Genomic DNA, 13,623 nt, shown 5'->3' on the forward strand with positions numbered 1-13,623 from the left:
CTGTCTTATTAGTTCGTCATTTGAATTACAGCAGCATATTTAAGTTTTGTTCTTTCTCCGGGAATTTTTACTTCAATTTTATTTCCGGTCTGCTTCCATTGCACTTTTGAATTAAGTCCAAGAATTTTCAATGTTTTGGGGTTAAAATTTTCAGGAAGCAGAAAAGTGAGGACGGATGGGATTTTGTAATCTGCCTGATCATCAATATGAAAAACATTTACAGTTTTACCGTCTTTAGCCTGGGTATAATAAAAGTTCCCGTCGTGATATGGCTTTATACTTCTTGTTGAAAATACAGCTGATTGATTTTTTTCCATCCATCCGGAGATTTCATTTAACCTTTGATAAACCACAGCATCATAATCACCATTAGGTCCCGGTGCTATATTCATCAGATAATTTCCGCCTCTTGAAATAATCTTTATAAGGGTTTCTATGATCTTTCGGGAAGATTTGTAGTTATCATTGGGAACATAGGAAAAAGAATCTCCCATAGTGATGCAGCTTTCCCAGGGAATGGAGAGCGCATGTTCGGGAACCGCCTGCTCAGGTGTTACATAATTTTCCCATTTTCCGGGTACAGTACGGTCTACAATAATGATTCCCGGCTGATTTTTCCTGGCCATGGTTCCTATTTTATCCATATCAATGTCTTGCTCTACCTTAATGGTTCTTTGCCATTCCACGGAAGGATCAATGGTTTTGAAAGGTCGTACCCAACCTCCATCCAGCCAAAGGATATCAATTTTACCGTAGTTGGAAGTAATTTCATTTAACTGATTAAATGTGAATTTTTTAAAGTTTTCCCATCGCTCCGGATATTTTTTCGGATCGTAATTCACATTTCTGTCTTTTGGCGGAAAATAGGACCACCAATAGTTTTCGGAATGCCAATCGGGTTTTGAAAAGTAAGCACCGATCTTGAACCCGTCTTTTCTGAAAGTATTGAAAATTTCCTTGACGGCATCAGCTTTTGGATTTTTTGAAAAAGGTGTTTTGGAAGAAGTTATTTTATAATCAGATTCTTTGGTATCAAACATGGCAAAACCATCATGATGCTTTGTTGTGAAGACCACATATTTCATTCCTGCTTTCTTTACGGCATCTGCCCATTTCTGAGGATTGAACTCTACAGGGTTAAAGGTAGTTTGAAGGTTTTCGTAATTCTTTACATACTCATTGTAAGATTTTCCATGCTCCGGCTTTCTCTGCGTCCAGGATTCATCTTCAGGGCATAAGCTCCAGCTTTCTACAATTCCCCACTGACTGTAGGTTCCCCAATGCATAAACAATCCGAATTTAAGGTCCTGCCATTGCTCCAGATTCTGAATGACTAATGGATCATCCGGTTTTTGATAACCTGCAGAGACATTATGTGCCTGCGAAAAGAAGACTGAGGATATAAGGAAAGATGAAAGCAAAAGAGCTTTTGATTTCTGTGTAGTGAACATATGTGGCTCGTTTTTGCTAATTTAATCATCCTCCGGTTAATCAGCAAGCCTTAATTTTTCAGTAAATTATAAAGAGCCTCATCAAGATCAGGATAGGAAAAATGAAAACCATTTTTGGTTAGTTTTTCAGGATATACATTTCTGCTTTTAAGTAAAAGTTCGGTTTCTGTATTCAAAAAAAGGGAAGCTATTTCCAGCTGCCAGACAGGGGCGTTCAATCCAAAAGGGATTTTCAGGTGTTTTCTCATTTTTGTCATAAGATCTTCATTGGATACAGGATTTGGAGCTGTTATATTGACAGGTCCTGATATATTTTCATTATCAATGACCCATTCAACAGCTTTACAGAAATCATCAATGTGGATCCAGCTGACTTTCTGCTGCCCTCTGCCCTGTTTTCCACCCAGTCCTAATTTTGTAATGGTACGAAGCTTTGGAAAAGCACCTCCGTTGTTTCCTAAAACAATAGAAGTTCTCAGTGCTACCTTTCTTACACTTTCATTATTAACCATGAAGAATTCCTTTTCCCAGCTTTTGCAGATATTCATTGAAAAATCGTCTCCTATGGTTCCGTTTTCTTCTGTATTCAATTGTGTTTCTGAGTGTATATAAATCGTTGCTGAAGAAGCATTCAGCCAGACTTTAGGCTTCATATTGCATTGATCAACTGCTTCCTGAAGTATTCCTGTACTTTCAATTCTTGAAGTATAAATTTCTTTTTTATTTTTATCCGTATATCTGCAGTCTACGGATTTCCCTGTGAGATTGATCAATACACCGGTTCCTTCTATAGTATTTTTCCATTCTCCTAATGTTCTGGCATCCCAATATACTTCGTGGTCGCGTTTTGGTTTTCTTGTCAGGATATATACCTGATCGTCTTTTTCCTTGAAATATTTTTCCAGGCTTTCACCAAGAAATCCGGTTCCGCCGGCGATTACTATTTTCATTTGGTTTGGGTTTTATATTATAAAATTTGTTATCATTTCTCTCGCAGATTTTACAGATGACGCAGATTTTTTTGAGCTCGAGATGTTTACGCATTTTATATATTATTGTTTTAAAATCACATAATGTATTTCTTTGTTTTTACTTCTATTTCAGAGCCTTCTGCAAGCATTACTGAAACAGGTTCCTGATTATTCAGAAATTCAAATTCTTTTCCATAAAGCATACTGAATTCAATATCAAGCCGGTACTCTTTGACCTTATAATGATCCCATTTCGGGTGGCAGACTTCATATTCTGAGGTTTTCGTTTCTTTTTTGGTAAACCCGAAGTAATGTTCTGTAATAAATTCAAATTCTGAATCATTTTCCATTGGCAATGCATTACTTTCAGCAATAATCTGAAGAGAATGCCAACTCTTGTCTTTCCAGGAATATTTAACTGTCAGTTCATCATTATTCACCTGGATATCATTGTTCATTGGCATTGTTTTATAATTCTCCCTGTAAAATAAATTGGCTACAAAACTAAGTGCATATTTCGGAACAATCTCTCTGATGAAAACCACACCTCTTTTCCAGACATTCTTTTCTTTCTTTTTAACGTAAAACCTAAGGTTCACTTCTTCAAAATTTCTATAAAAAGGGATTGAAAGTCCCAATAATTTAGTATTTAAAAACATAAATCCAACAAGGCTTACATAGCATTTTCCATGATAGAAATCGAGTTCTGTGCCTTCGGGAAGATATTTTTCCAGAATCTCCGGGTTTATTTCGTAATTGATAATGGCGAGTTTCCGCCACTCGGCTTTCAGGAAGTTCATTTTTTTTAGTTAAGAGTTAATAATTGTGTTTTAAGGTTTAGTCAGTGATTTTCAGCCAGATTTTTAATCAGTTTATTTCTTTCCAGTAAAAAATTTTTCATATAATTTTTAAGGAAAATACGATTGAAAAGTCTTCCGATTAATCCTAACGGAGATTCAAATTCAAAAATATCAATCATTAATGTAATATCATTTTTCTTTTTAAAAATGTGCTGATGTTTCATCATTTTAAAAGCTCCTTTCAGCATTATATCCGTAAACTGAACCGGCTTTTCCATACTAATGATTTTGGTTGTCAATGTCTGATAAACCCCTAAATGTCTGGCTCTCCATGTAACGGTTTCATTTTCTTCAATAAGACCGGAAGTTCTTCCTGCTATTGCTTTTTCATTGGTCTTTCCTGTTGATTGCTGGTGCAGATCAATATCTCTTGCCAAATCAAAAACTTTATGAATATCTGCTTTGATGGGCGTTTCTAAATAAATTGCAGCCATACTCTGATTTTAAAAGGTTTGTTTTTTATCCAATTCCGGTAATGTTTTATCAATTCTTTCGGCGAGTTCCGGCAGTTTGATTGTAGGAACGGCCGGAAAAAGATGGTGTTCCATATGGTAAAACATGCTGAAAGTAAGTTTATTTTTCCAGAATCCCCTCTGTGTTCTTGCTATATTAGGATTTTCATGGGTATTGTGATGAACGGTCCATACTGCAAAGAATGCCATCAAAAATTCTCCAAAAAACATAACCAATACGTGATACATCAGGAAATGAATCTGAAAATAGAATACAGCAGAAGCAAAAACTGCTATGGAAACAAGCTCGAGAATCATATTTTTCCTGTACTTTTTATTGGCTTTTTTTAAAGTGATCCAATGGATCAGAAACATATGTTTCGGGCCGTACAAAATGGCTTCATACCACTTCATAGCTGCAGATTTTCCTTCGTAGTCTTCTTCCGAAAGGCAAAATTTGTGATGTCTGATATGGTTGAACTTTACAGCATGAATAGATGTCATCATGAGAATACTGTTCAGATACAGAGACAGCCAGGTAAGGAATTTTCCAGTTCCCAAAGCATTATGAAAACCATTATGCACCTGTCTGAGCGCTGTCAGAAAATAAAACCCGGAGAAGGGTAAAGCCAGCCAGTAAAATCCTTTGTAAGCCAAAAGAAGAGAAATAAAAAACCACGGCAGACTGATATTATTTTCGATCAGCATTTCTTTTTGGGAAAGTGTTTTGAGGTCTTTCCATTCTACTTTTTTGATGAGTTCAAGGTGATTCATATTTTCGATTTTTAATGAATAAACCAAATAATAAGGGCTAAAGCTGTCATTCTGAATAATATCCATGAAATGGTAGGAAGGTAGTTCAGTTTTAAGATTTTACATCTTCTCAGATGTTCCAGAAACATGATGAATACTACAATTCCGAAATAAATGATATAAAAAACAGAGTTGAAATCAGTCAATAAAGCCGGAATTAAAAGTAATGTTCCGAGCAGAGAAACGGTCATCATATTTCCAAGATAATCCCAGACTTTGTCTTTTAAATAGGTTTTCAGAAATAAAGTCTGCCAAAGGATCTGCCCAATACATACTGCAAACTCTCTCGTAAAATTATGATCTAAATGAAATCCAAGTTTTCCGGAGAACATACTTAAAACATAAGCTGAAAAGATGACTCCAAAAGTAAGGTATGCCATTCTGTATTTAAGATTAAAATCAGGAATACAGGCCTGTTCGGTATGATCTTTTGCTGACGGAATGATCTGCTTGCGGTTATAAGAAACAAAAGAATACAGTCTTTTGAAAAACCAGTACAAAGGTTTTATTCTGGCTGTTTTTTCCAGCAGAGGAAAAGAATTTCCAATGATGAGAAGAAGACTTTCCAATCCGTAAACCACTTCATTTTTGTTGTGATCTATCAATGCAATCTCATTTTTTGCACGGTTGAAATCTATTATGGATTTGCTGGTCTGTGATATTTCTGTAAAGGCTTCTCTCCCATTCTCATCCAGCATTCCGCATTTTGTAAAGCCTTTAGAATAGATATTGCACATCGGACATTCGTTGTCGTAGATGAGTGTATGGTTTTTCAAGGTTTTCATTGTATTTATTTTTGATATTGGTAGAATTTATAACTGTCGAAAATATAAACCATCGCTAAAACTGGACTATAGAAAAACCCGAAAAACGGAATCGTTATAAACAAATTATAAACTTCGCTCCCCCCTGACTGAAAAAGCATAAGCAATAGCAGAGAAATCCAAATGGGTATAATAAATATTCCGTAAATGATAAATAGTATAGATTTTTCTATCTTAAAAAAGAGCTTAATTGTATAACTTATAATTTGTGAAATTCCTACTATAAAATGAAATGATAATCCGTCAATAAAAGAACTATCTATTATTGGGATTGAGATTCCTATAATTAAAATCACTAACTGGATATAAAAATCATATTTTGCGAATGCTTTCATCTTGATTTATTTTAAAAGGTCAGAAAATCGCCTCTGGTTCTTTTGTTCTGAAATCTGAAGGTAAAATACATCCAGATTTTAAATATCAGTGTTTTCATTTTCAATGATTTTTTCTTTTCTCATAGCATGTTTACGGCCTCTTAGAAATAACAGAAGATTAAGAAGCATCATGATTCCGAGATAAATTGAGAATCCGCCGATCTTTTTGCTTAATGCAACAACCAGTCTTTCTACAGTTTCAATCTGGAAAAATTCAATAATACATAAGGCAAAACCAATATTGAGCAGATAAAAACCAATCTTGAAGAGGGAATTTGTTGCCATTGCAATATCTTCTTTCTGGTGAAAAATATCAATCATGAATGTTTTTGAATTTTTGAACAGAAACTGGGATACAAATACGGTAAGGGCAATTACAATTGGCAGGTAGATCATGTACGCTGAAAAATTGTACGTCGTGGTTAAAACTGTTGTTGTCATAGTTGTATTATTTTAGGGTTAATTTGTTTCTTAAAAAGTAAAGTGTAAAAATGTTTATATAGTGTAGTACACAAAGGATCAAAGCGATATATCCGATACGGACAGCGCTAACAGCAATGACTTGTTCTGTGGTATACACCTTGTCCCAGAAAGCCAGATTAACAGCAATATACCCGAGGTTCAGAAGATAATAGCACCCAAGAAGTATCCTGTTGATCGTAAGACAGGTATCTTTGTCATGAATAAGGTATTCCAGATAAGACTTTCCTGCCTGAAAGCATCTCCTTCCCACATCTATAGTAATGTAAGAACTGACCGTAAGGAAAATGATGTATGAGATTATATTAAACATTTTATAAATATTATATTTTCAGTAATTTTTGAAAATTAAATTCAAATAAAAAAGGATTTAAGTCCTTTTCTATTTTAACAGATTGGTAATTTTTCCTACCAGCCAGTGATCATCACTTTTTATAGCCATATCCATAATATTATTGATCTTTCCGGTTACAGAACTGAAATCTTCCATCAGTTTTATAAATTCTTTAGCTTCCTGGGAATCACTGTCCTCTATATTCTTCAGTTCTTCCAGAAAAGAAATTACCGGTTCTATCTCTCTTTTCCGGCGTTCTTTGGTAATTTGTTTAAACAGATACCAGATATCTTTTTCTGCTACAAAATACTCTTTCCGGTCACCTTTTATGAATTCTTTTCTTACAATTCCCCAGTCTATTAAAGCACGGAGGTTCATATTGGCGTTTCCTCTTGAAATTTCCAGATGCTCCATTACCTCATCCGTAGATAAAGGTTTTCCGCTGGCCAGAAGCAGTGCATGAACCTGAGCCATAGTACGGTTGATTCCCCAATTCGTGGCGAAGGTTCCCCATGTCTGGATGTATTTTTCTTTTGCTTCTGAAAGTTTCATTGGCTTCTCATTTTCTATTTCTGCTACAAATGTAATTATATTTTTTGAATTTTCAATAATTTTTGAAAATTAATTTTAAAATAAAACAGACATTGTTTTAAATGTCTGTTATGATGTTATTTTTGAATGGATTTTACAACTATTAATTTTTAATCACCTTAAAGGTTTCCCACTGATCCTTAGATCTCAGCCTTATCAGATAGATACTTTGCGGATAGGAAGTAATGTCTATTATGTTTTTACCTTCACTCAGATTCTCTTTTCTCATGATAATCTTTCCGGCCAGATCATAGACAAAGAGCTCATCCATAGTACTTCTTGATTTTATGTTGATAATACCTTTTGTAGGATTCGGAAAAATCAAGGTTTTGGATTCCGGCTGGTTATTAACTTCAGTTTCAAGCTTTTTGTTCAGGTAATCGTTTGAGATACCATCATTACATTCCGGAAGCGTAGCTCTCTGCAGAATTAATCGTAAAAGCAAAGTGTTAAGTTTCTCAACTTCATAGGAATCAATGGTAGGTTTTATATGATCATTCCCGATTCCGCTATCGTTGGTAAGGAAAGTATAGGTTCCATTTGTAAGTAAAGCAAAGGTTCTCATCAGATATTCTGTCTGTTTATCCGTATCGCTTGCCGCTAAAGGAATAACTGTAATTCCTTTTTTAGCAGCCAGTTTTATTTTCTCATAGAGTTTATTAATATTCTCATCCGAACGGTGTGGGGGTGCATCCAGGATTAAAAACATGATTTTAGCTGAATTTTCATTGCTCCATTTCAAGTCATCAATGGAAACCTGCATGGCTTCTACTACCGCTTCCGGAGTATCTCCGCCTCCGCCTGCTTTTTGGTTTTTAATAAAATTAACCAGGTCTTCTGCTTTGTCTGAGAAATCAAATTTTCTGGTTACATATTCATCACCCTGATCCCTGTAAAAAACAGATCCGTATCTTACGGTTGTATTTTTCAGATTGCTTTCAACTTTTCTTAAAACATCAAGAAGTTCAGACTGCAGGTAGTAAATTTCATCTCCCATAGAACCCGTAGCATCCACTACAAATGCCAGTTCCAGAGTTCTTTTTGTAAGGCAGGCTTTATCCAGCATAATAAGGTTTTGTCCGCTTTTAAAATCCCTGATATTGGTACTGATGATCTGTCCGGAACCGTCAGCCAGGTAATATTTTGCCGAAGCAGATGTACCGCCAATCTTAGGCTCTATCCACAGTTCAGCATTTCCTAAGTTATCAGAAACAGCTTCCCAAATGATTTCTTTTTTCTCATTCAGCAATTTTACTTTTTCTCCGATTATTGGCTTTCTGCTTTTATTAACCAACTGTACAGAAACTCTTTTGTCAGGAAAGAGCTTCCAGAGGTTTTTATATTCATCAAGAGTAGGAACGGCAATATCTTTCCAGTAATTCCATTTTGAAAAATCGTTTACTTCTCCGGCTGTCAGCTGTCCTGCTTTCGGAAGTTCTACCTCTGGTTCTTTTATGATCTCTTCCGTTTTTTTGGATGCAGTTTCTTTAATCTTTTCCAGATCCGATGCTGATAACCCTTTAGTTGTAACCAAAATCACCCCGTTACTCGCCTTGCTTCCATATAAAGCGGTGGCCTCTGTTCCTTTAATGACTCTTACTTCTTTGATATTTTTCGAATCCAGCACACTGAACAAATCTGCTTCAAACACTTTCCCATCTACTACAAACAGAGGTTTGCCTACACTAATGCTTCTGGAACCTCTTATCATGATTTCTGAAGATTTTCCAGGTCCTGAAGAAATTTTCAATCCTGCTGCCTTACCACTCAAAGTAGAAGATACCGTCATACTTCCAGCTAATTTATCTGTTGAAGTAGTTATAACACTTGATGAAGTTGTGGAAGATACCGTTTTCTTTATGCCAAACGCAGCTGTTACTACCACCTCTTCAATATCCTGTGTTTTTGCAGTATCCTTCCATTGCCCTCCTCTTCTTTGAGGTATTGCTCCAATCTCTTCTTTCTTTTTAATCAAATATCCGTCTGTTGAATAGTCTGCTTTTCTTGAAGAATAGATTTCATCGTATCTTTTATCAGCAGCTTTTTTTATTACTTCCGGCTCATAAGCTAAGACAGGTGGTTTTTGAGACGATTTTGAAGATTCAATTTCTTTTTCAATATTAGACTTTACAGTACTGTCAACCATTTGAACTGTATTTTTTTCAGAATGGGTTTCAAGTCTGTTTTCTACAATGACAGGTTTTGAAGTATCTACAGTTTTATTCTTACTGATGAAATAAAATGCTCCCAATCCAATAATCAAGCTTGCCGCAACTCCATAAGGAAACCAAACCGGCAGTATTCTTTTCTTTTCTTCTTTTTTATCTAATTTTTCCTCAACTTTTGCCCAAACCTTATCAAAACCCGGAAAAACAGCCGGCTCCTCTGAAAGTTTAGAAGCATCATTGAATCTTTTATCTATATCGTGATTATTTTCCATTTTCCTAAAATTTAAATGTTCTGATTGACCAAAAGTTCCTGTAGTTTTTTTCTTGCGAAATTGAGCTGGGATTTTGAGGTTCCCTCACTTATGGAAAGCATTGATGCAATTTCCTTATGAGGATAACCTTCAATTGCAAACAAATTGAATATTGCCCGACAGCCTTCAGGAAGAAAGTTCAGCAGGCTCAGAATATCTTTCTCGAATGAAACGCTTTCTGATAAAGTGCCGGAAGTTTCGGCAAAGCTGTCATCCATAGAGATAAACTGTGCTTTGGCAGCTCTCAGTTTCTGAAGGCATTCATTGACAGCAATCTTTTTGGCCCATCCTTCAAAAGTATCAAGATTCTGGAGTTGGTTGATTTTCGTAAATATTTTGTAGAAAGTATCGGCCAATACTTCTTCAATATCTTCATCATTTTTCAGATAGCGTCGGCAGACCGAGTACAGCTTGCCTGCCATTTTTTCGTAAACCTTCCGCTGTGCACTGCGGCTGTTCCTTTGGCATTCTATTAGTAATTCTCTTTCCATAGTCAGGCTTTATACTTTTATAGATGCATAAACTTTTGGATAGGTTGGAAACATTTAATTTTTTATGGGAAAAAGTTAAAAAAGTTAATTCATACATCAACCAATTTACTTGTTCTCCTTTTATTTTTTTTACTTCTAAATTTAACTTTTCCCTTTGTAACAAATCTCTATTATGAACGACTATTTATATAAATAATCTTTTTATAGTAATGAAAAATACCAAAATTGCCTCATTACTTTTTGTTTTGTCTGCAGGAAGTATGATGTTTGCCCAGGATGATTTAATCAACAAATTAAAAAACAATCAATCTCAAAACGCTAATTTTCAGTTCACAACGTTAAAGGATATAGGCGCTACTTCAGTAAAAAACCAGGGTTCATCAGGAACTTGCTGGAGTTACTCGGGAAATTCTTTCCTTGAATCTGAAATGCAGAGAATGGGGAAAAAACCTATAGACCTTGCTGAAATTTTTACAGCAAGAAATTCTTACCACGATAAAGCAAAGCTATATGTACTGAATAACGGAGCTATCAGCTGGGGTGACGGTGGTGAGCTTCATGATGTAATCAATATGTACAAAAAATACGGTGCCGTACCTCAGGAAGTTTATACGGGACTGAAAGCCGGACAAACCCTGAATAATTTCAAAGAAATGCAGGGAAAATTAAAAACTGTTTTAGACAGTCTTGTTCAGGCCGGTTCAAAAGCAAAACTGACTGACAACTGGATGGACCCGGTGGATGCAATCCTGGATGAATACCTTGGAAAAGTACCTACTAATTTTTCTTATGAAGGAAAAAACTACACTCCTAAAACATTTGCTAAAGAAGTGGTAGGCATTAATCCTGAAGACTATGTAGAAATCTCTTCTTACAAAGATTATCCGTATTACCAGAAATTCGTAGTTCCAATTCCTGATAACTGGAGCCATGACACCGATTGGAATGTTCCGATGAAGGATCTTACAACCATTATCGACAATGCTGTAAACAAAGGATATTCTGTAGGATGGGCAACAGATGTTACTGAACCTTATTTTTCTTATAAGAATGGAGTAGCTTATGTTCCGGATATGGATCTGAACCAGATTACCGACGAGAACAAACAGTCATTATTCACTGAATCTAAAAAAGATAAAACAATCACGGAAGATCTGCGTCAAAAAGGGCTTAACAATCTTTCTACAACAGATGACCATGGTATGCATATCGTAGGATTGGCAAAAGATCAGACAGGTAAGGAATATTATATGGTAAAGAATTCCTGGGGTGTAACCAACGACTTTGAGGGTTATATTTATGTTACAAGACCTTATGTTGAATACAAATCAACCGCGATTCTAGTTCATAAGAATGCAGTCCCAAAGAGTATCCTTAAGCAATTAAAGCCTACAAAAAATATTGGTTTATAATAAGCAATCACTGTTACCGGTCACTACGGTAATTTTAGATATTTAAATCTGTTAAAACCGCGCTCCAAATATTTGGAGCGCGGTTATTTTTATATAATTTGAAAATTATTCTAAATTATTACACTATTTGGTGAAAATATTATACTTTTAATGATCAACAAATTATGATAATATGAAAAATCTAAAAAAACTAGCAAAATCTGATTTAAAGAAAATCAATGGTGGCAATGCACCTGATTGTCCAACAGGGACAACAGCCTGCTACATTCCTCCTCAAAATGGGTTTCCATCCCGATGGAAATGCATTTCAGATACGATGGAATGCCCAGGTTAAACCAATCAAAACCCGCTTCCGGAAATTCTGAAAGCGGGTTTCTTTTAAATAAATAGGTGAAAATTTAATATAAAAATAAAGAAAACTGTGATGATTAATTTCAATTGTTAATTGTGGATTAACCTAATTTAAAGGCTAAAAATTGACAACCAAATTCACTATTCATATTTGATTTTTATCTTAATACAGTTTAGCCATGCTTTCTGCTGAAAAGTCCAGGAGTTCTTCTGTGTTTCCGGTTTTTATTTTTTTAACCCATTGAGGATCCTGTAAAAGTGCACGTCCTACTGCCACAAGATCAAATTCTCCATTGTCAAGTCTTTTGATCAGCTCAGTCAAATCAGTTTTTTCTGTTCCCTGTCCGGCAAAAGCACCCATGAAATCTCCCTTTAATCCTACAGAACCTACTGTTATTGTCGGCTGTCCTGTAATCTTCTTTGCCCAACCTGCAAAATTTAAGTCTGAACCTTCAAATTCCGGCTCCCAGAAACGACGCTGTGAACAATGGAAAATATCTACTCCTGCTTCTTTTAATGGTAATAGCCATTCTTCCATTTCTTTTGGGTTAGCAGTCAGTTTACTGTTATAATCCTGTTGTTTCCATTGTGAAAGACGTAGAATAATCGTAAAATCTTCCCCTACTGCAGCTCTTATTGCTTTAATCACATCTACTGCAAAACGGTTTCTTTCTTTGATTGTTTTTCCGCCATATTCATCCGTTCTTGTATTGGTTACTTCCCAAAAGAACTGGTCGATAAGGTAGCCGTGCGCTCCATGAACTTCAACAACATCAAAACCTAAATCTTTCGCAGCTTTTGCGGAAGCAGCAAACTGTACAATAGTATCCTGAATGTCTTCGAGAGTCATTGTTGATGCTTTTTCCATTGGAGCCAGCGGATAGTCCTCTGTCATTCTGGTGTCTCCTACATGCCAGATTTGTGGTCCCATTTTTCCACCGTTTTGGTGAACGGCATTAATAACGTTTTTCCAGCCTGCCAATGCTTCATTTCCATAGAAATCCGGGATATTCTGCATATTTTTTGAAGAAGGTCGGTTAATTACTGTTCCTTCAGAGAGAATCAACCCTACTTCTGAAGCAGCTCTTCTAGCGTAATATTCTGCGATATTTTGGGTAGGAACTCCATTATCAGATTGTGCTCTTGTCATAGGAGCCATTACTATTCTATTTTTAAGTTCCAGATTTTTGTAAGTAAACGGTTTAAATAATGATTCTATACTCATTTTTAAATTGATATTTTATAATTGTTACACAAAGTAACTAATAATAGTTTGTTTTTGTATCTTATATTGAAAAAATAGTGGTAACTTCGCAGTAACTTACATTAGTAACATCAAAGTAACAGATATGAAAAAGAATGAAATGATGCAATACAGCTGTCCTTTAGGCAAGGCAATGTCCGCTTTGGGGAGCAAATGGAAACCGATTATAGTTCTGGTGATTAAAGACCGTAAGCTTCGTTTCGGAGAACTGGCCGTAAGAATTCATGTGATTTCCAGAAAAGTTCTGACCGATCAGTTAAGAGAAATGGAAAGTGATGGACTGATTATCCGTGAAGAGTTTAAAGAGCTTCCTCCAAGAGTGGAATATTCTCTTACGGAAAAAGGACTCGCGCTTTTACCTATACTGTATATGCTGGAGGAATGGGAGGCTAAATATCAGAATAAAGATTTGCAGGATGATAAAAATTGTAGTTTCCTGAATAAAGAAGATCAAAAAGTAGCTAAAGTTTGATATT

General features: G+C 35.5%; 15 protein-coding genes. 3 read left to right on the top strand and 12 right to left on the bottom strand.

Annotated elements, in window-relative coordinates; genetic code table 11:
* Positions 1 to 8 precede the first annotated feature (8 nt).
* From ACQWU4_RS04350 to ACQWU4_RS04400, 11 genes are all read right to left on the bottom strand, one after another.
* Positions 9 to 1,451, bottom strand: a complete 1,443-nt coding sequence (locus tag ACQWU4_RS04350; protein ID WP_429934537.1) for an alpha-L-fucosidase — start codon at positions 1,449 to 1,451, stop codon at positions 9 to 11.
* A gap of 50 nt (positions 1,452 to 1,501) precedes the next feature.
* Complete coding sequence (locus ACQWU4_RS04355; RefSeq protein ID WP_429934538.1) at positions 1,502 to 2,401, bottom strand: TIGR01777 family oxidoreductase; 900 nt, start codon at positions 2,399 to 2,401, stop codon at positions 1,502 to 1,504.
* A 116-nt stretch (positions 2,402 to 2,517) separates the two neighbouring features.
* Positions 2,518 to 3,222: a YqjF family protein gene (locus ACQWU4_RS04360; RefSeq protein WP_429934539.1), complete on the bottom strand. Its 705-nt coding sequence runs from the start codon at positions 3,220 to 3,222 to the stop codon at positions 2,518 to 2,520.
* Between the two features lie 41 nt (positions 3,223 to 3,263).
* The gene (locus ACQWU4_RS04365) at positions 3,264 to 3,716 is read right to left on the bottom strand and encodes an SRPBCC family protein (RefSeq protein WP_429934540.1); all 453 of its coding nucleotides are present in this window, start codon (positions 3,714 to 3,716) and stop codon (positions 3,264 to 3,266) included.
* A 9-nt stretch (positions 3,717 to 3,725) separates the two neighbouring features.
* Positions 3,726 to 4,508, bottom strand: a complete 783-nt coding sequence (locus tag ACQWU4_RS04370; protein WP_429934541.1) for a fatty acid desaturase family protein — start codon at positions 4,506 to 4,508, stop codon at positions 3,726 to 3,728.
* An 11-nt stretch (positions 4,509 to 4,519) separates the two neighbouring features.
* Complete coding sequence (locus tag ACQWU4_RS04375) at positions 4,520 to 5,332, bottom strand: DCC1-like thiol-disulfide oxidoreductase family protein (RefSeq protein WP_429934542.1); 813 nt, start codon at positions 5,330 to 5,332, stop codon at positions 4,520 to 4,522.
* Between the two features lie 452 nt (positions 5,333 to 5,784).
* On the bottom strand, positions 5,785 to 6,186 hold the full coding sequence (locus tag ACQWU4_RS04380; protein WP_429934543.1) for a hypothetical protein: 402 nt from the start codon (positions 6,184 to 6,186) through the stop codon (positions 5,785 to 5,787).
* A 7-nt stretch (positions 6,187 to 6,193) separates the two neighbouring features.
* Positions 6,194 to 6,538: a hypothetical protein gene (locus ACQWU4_RS04385; RefSeq protein ID WP_429934544.1), complete on the bottom strand. Its 345-nt coding sequence runs from the start codon at positions 6,536 to 6,538 to the stop codon at positions 6,194 to 6,196.
* Positions 6,539 to 6,607: 69 nt separating this feature from the next.
* Entirely contained in the window at positions 6,608 to 7,111 is a 504-nt protein-coding gene (locus ACQWU4_RS04390; RefSeq protein WP_429934545.1) for a GbsR/MarR family transcriptional regulator, read from the bottom strand.
* A 142-nt stretch (positions 7,112 to 7,253) separates the two neighbouring features.
* The gene (locus ACQWU4_RS04395) at positions 7,254 to 9,590 is read right to left on the bottom strand and encodes a TonB-dependent receptor plug domain-containing protein (RefSeq protein ID WP_429934546.1); all 2,337 of its coding nucleotides are present in this window, start codon (positions 9,588 to 9,590) and stop codon (positions 7,254 to 7,256) included.
* 11 nt (positions 9,591 to 9,601) lie between these two features.
* Positions 9,602 to 10,120: an RNA polymerase sigma factor gene (locus ACQWU4_RS04400; protein ID WP_429934547.1), complete on the bottom strand. Its 519-nt coding sequence runs from the start codon at positions 10,118 to 10,120 to the stop codon at positions 9,602 to 9,604.
* Positions 10,121 to 10,329: 209 nt separating this feature from the next.
* Here ACQWU4_RS04400 and ACQWU4_RS04405 point away from each other — a divergent pair, with 209 nt between their 5' ends.
* Both ACQWU4_RS04405 and ACQWU4_RS04410 read left to right on the top strand, forming a co-directional pair.
* Positions 10,330 to 11,532 (top strand): aminopeptidase C, encoded by a 1,203-nt coding sequence (locus ACQWU4_RS04405; protein ID WP_429934548.1) that lies wholly within the window; start codon positions 10,330 to 10,332, stop codon positions 11,530 to 11,532.
* A gap of 172 nt (positions 11,533 to 11,704) precedes the next feature.
* The gene (locus ACQWU4_RS04410; RefSeq protein WP_429934549.1) at positions 11,705 to 11,866 is read left to right on the top strand and encodes a bacteriocin-like protein; all 162 of its coding nucleotides are present in this window, start codon (positions 11,705 to 11,707) and stop codon (positions 11,864 to 11,866) included.
* A gap of 180 nt (positions 11,867 to 12,046) precedes the next feature.
* Here ACQWU4_RS04410 and ACQWU4_RS04415 read toward each other — a convergent pair whose 3' ends face one another.
* Positions 12,047 to 13,108 carry an NADH:flavin oxidoreductase gene (locus tag ACQWU4_RS04415; RefSeq protein ID WP_429934550.1) on the bottom strand — a complete coding sequence of 354 codons (1,062 nt, stop codon included), beginning with the start codon at positions 13,106 to 13,108 and terminating at the stop codon, positions 12,047 to 12,049.
* Positions 13,109 to 13,232: 124 nt separating this feature from the next.
* On the opposite strand from ACQWU4_RS04415, the gene ACQWU4_RS04420 reads away from it, so the two are divergent.
* Positions 13,233 to 13,619 (top strand): winged helix-turn-helix transcriptional regulator, encoded by a 387-nt coding sequence (locus ACQWU4_RS04420; protein WP_429934551.1) that lies wholly within the window; start codon positions 13,233 to 13,235, stop codon positions 13,617 to 13,619.
* Positions 13,620 to 13,623 lie beyond the last annotated feature (4 nt).

It is taken from the genome of Chryseobacterium sp. MIQD13 (genome assembly GCF_050496705.1).
Lineage (GTDB): Bacteria > Bacteroidota > Bacteroidia > Flavobacteriales > Weeksellaceae > Chryseobacterium.

Coding starts and splice junctions, on each gene's coding strand:
- ACQWU4_RS04405 (WP_429934548.1), top strand. CDS start 10,330: ATGAAAAATACCAAAATTGCCTCATTACTTTTTGTTTTGTCTGCAGGA.
- ACQWU4_RS04350 (WP_429934537.1), bottom strand. CDS start 1,451: ATGTTCACTACACAGAAATCAAAAGCTCTTTTGCTTTCATCTTTCCTT.
- ACQWU4_RS04365 (WP_429934540.1), bottom strand. CDS start 3,716: ATGGCTGCAATTTATTTAGAAACGCCCATCAAAGCAGATATTCATAAA.
- ACQWU4_RS04400 (WP_429934547.1), bottom strand. CDS start 10,120: ATGGAAAGAGAATTACTAATAGAATGCCAAAGGAACAGCCGCAGTGCA.
- ACQWU4_RS04375 (WP_429934542.1), bottom strand. CDS start 5,332: ATGAAAACCTTGAAAAACCATACACTCATCTACGACAACGAATGTCCG.
- ACQWU4_RS04415 (WP_429934550.1), bottom strand. CDS start 13,108: ATGAGTATAGAATCATTATTTAAACCGTTTACTTACAAAAATCTGGAA.
- ACQWU4_RS04395 (WP_429934546.1), bottom strand. CDS start 9,590: ATGGAAAATAATCACGATATAGATAAAAGATTCAATGATGCTTCTAAA.
- ACQWU4_RS04360 (WP_429934539.1), bottom strand. CDS start 3,222: ATGAACTTCCTGAAAGCCGAGTGGCGGAAACTCGCCATTATCAATTAC.
- ACQWU4_RS04380 (WP_429934543.1), bottom strand. CDS start 6,186: ATGACAACAACAGTTTTAACCACGACGTACAATTTTTCAGCGTACATG.
- ACQWU4_RS04410 (WP_429934549.1), top strand. CDS start 11,705: ATGAAAAATCTAAAAAAACTAGCAAAATCTGATTTAAAGAAAATCAAT.
- ACQWU4_RS04390 (WP_429934545.1), bottom strand. CDS start 7,111: ATGAAACTTTCAGAAGCAAAAGAAAAATACATCCAGACATGGGGAACC.
- ACQWU4_RS04355 (WP_429934538.1), bottom strand. CDS start 2,401: ATGAAAATAGTAATCGCCGGCGGAACCGGATTTCTTGGTGAAAGCCTG.
- ACQWU4_RS04420 (WP_429934551.1), top strand. CDS start 13,233: ATGAAAAAGAATGAAATGATGCAATACAGCTGTCCTTTAGGCAAGGCA.
- ACQWU4_RS04370 (WP_429934541.1), bottom strand. CDS start 4,508: ATGAATCACCTTGAACTCATCAAAAAAGTAGAATGGAAAGACCTCAAA.
- ACQWU4_RS04385 (WP_429934544.1), bottom strand. CDS start 6,538: ATGTTTAATATAATCTCATACATCATTTTCCTTACGGTCAGTTCTTAC.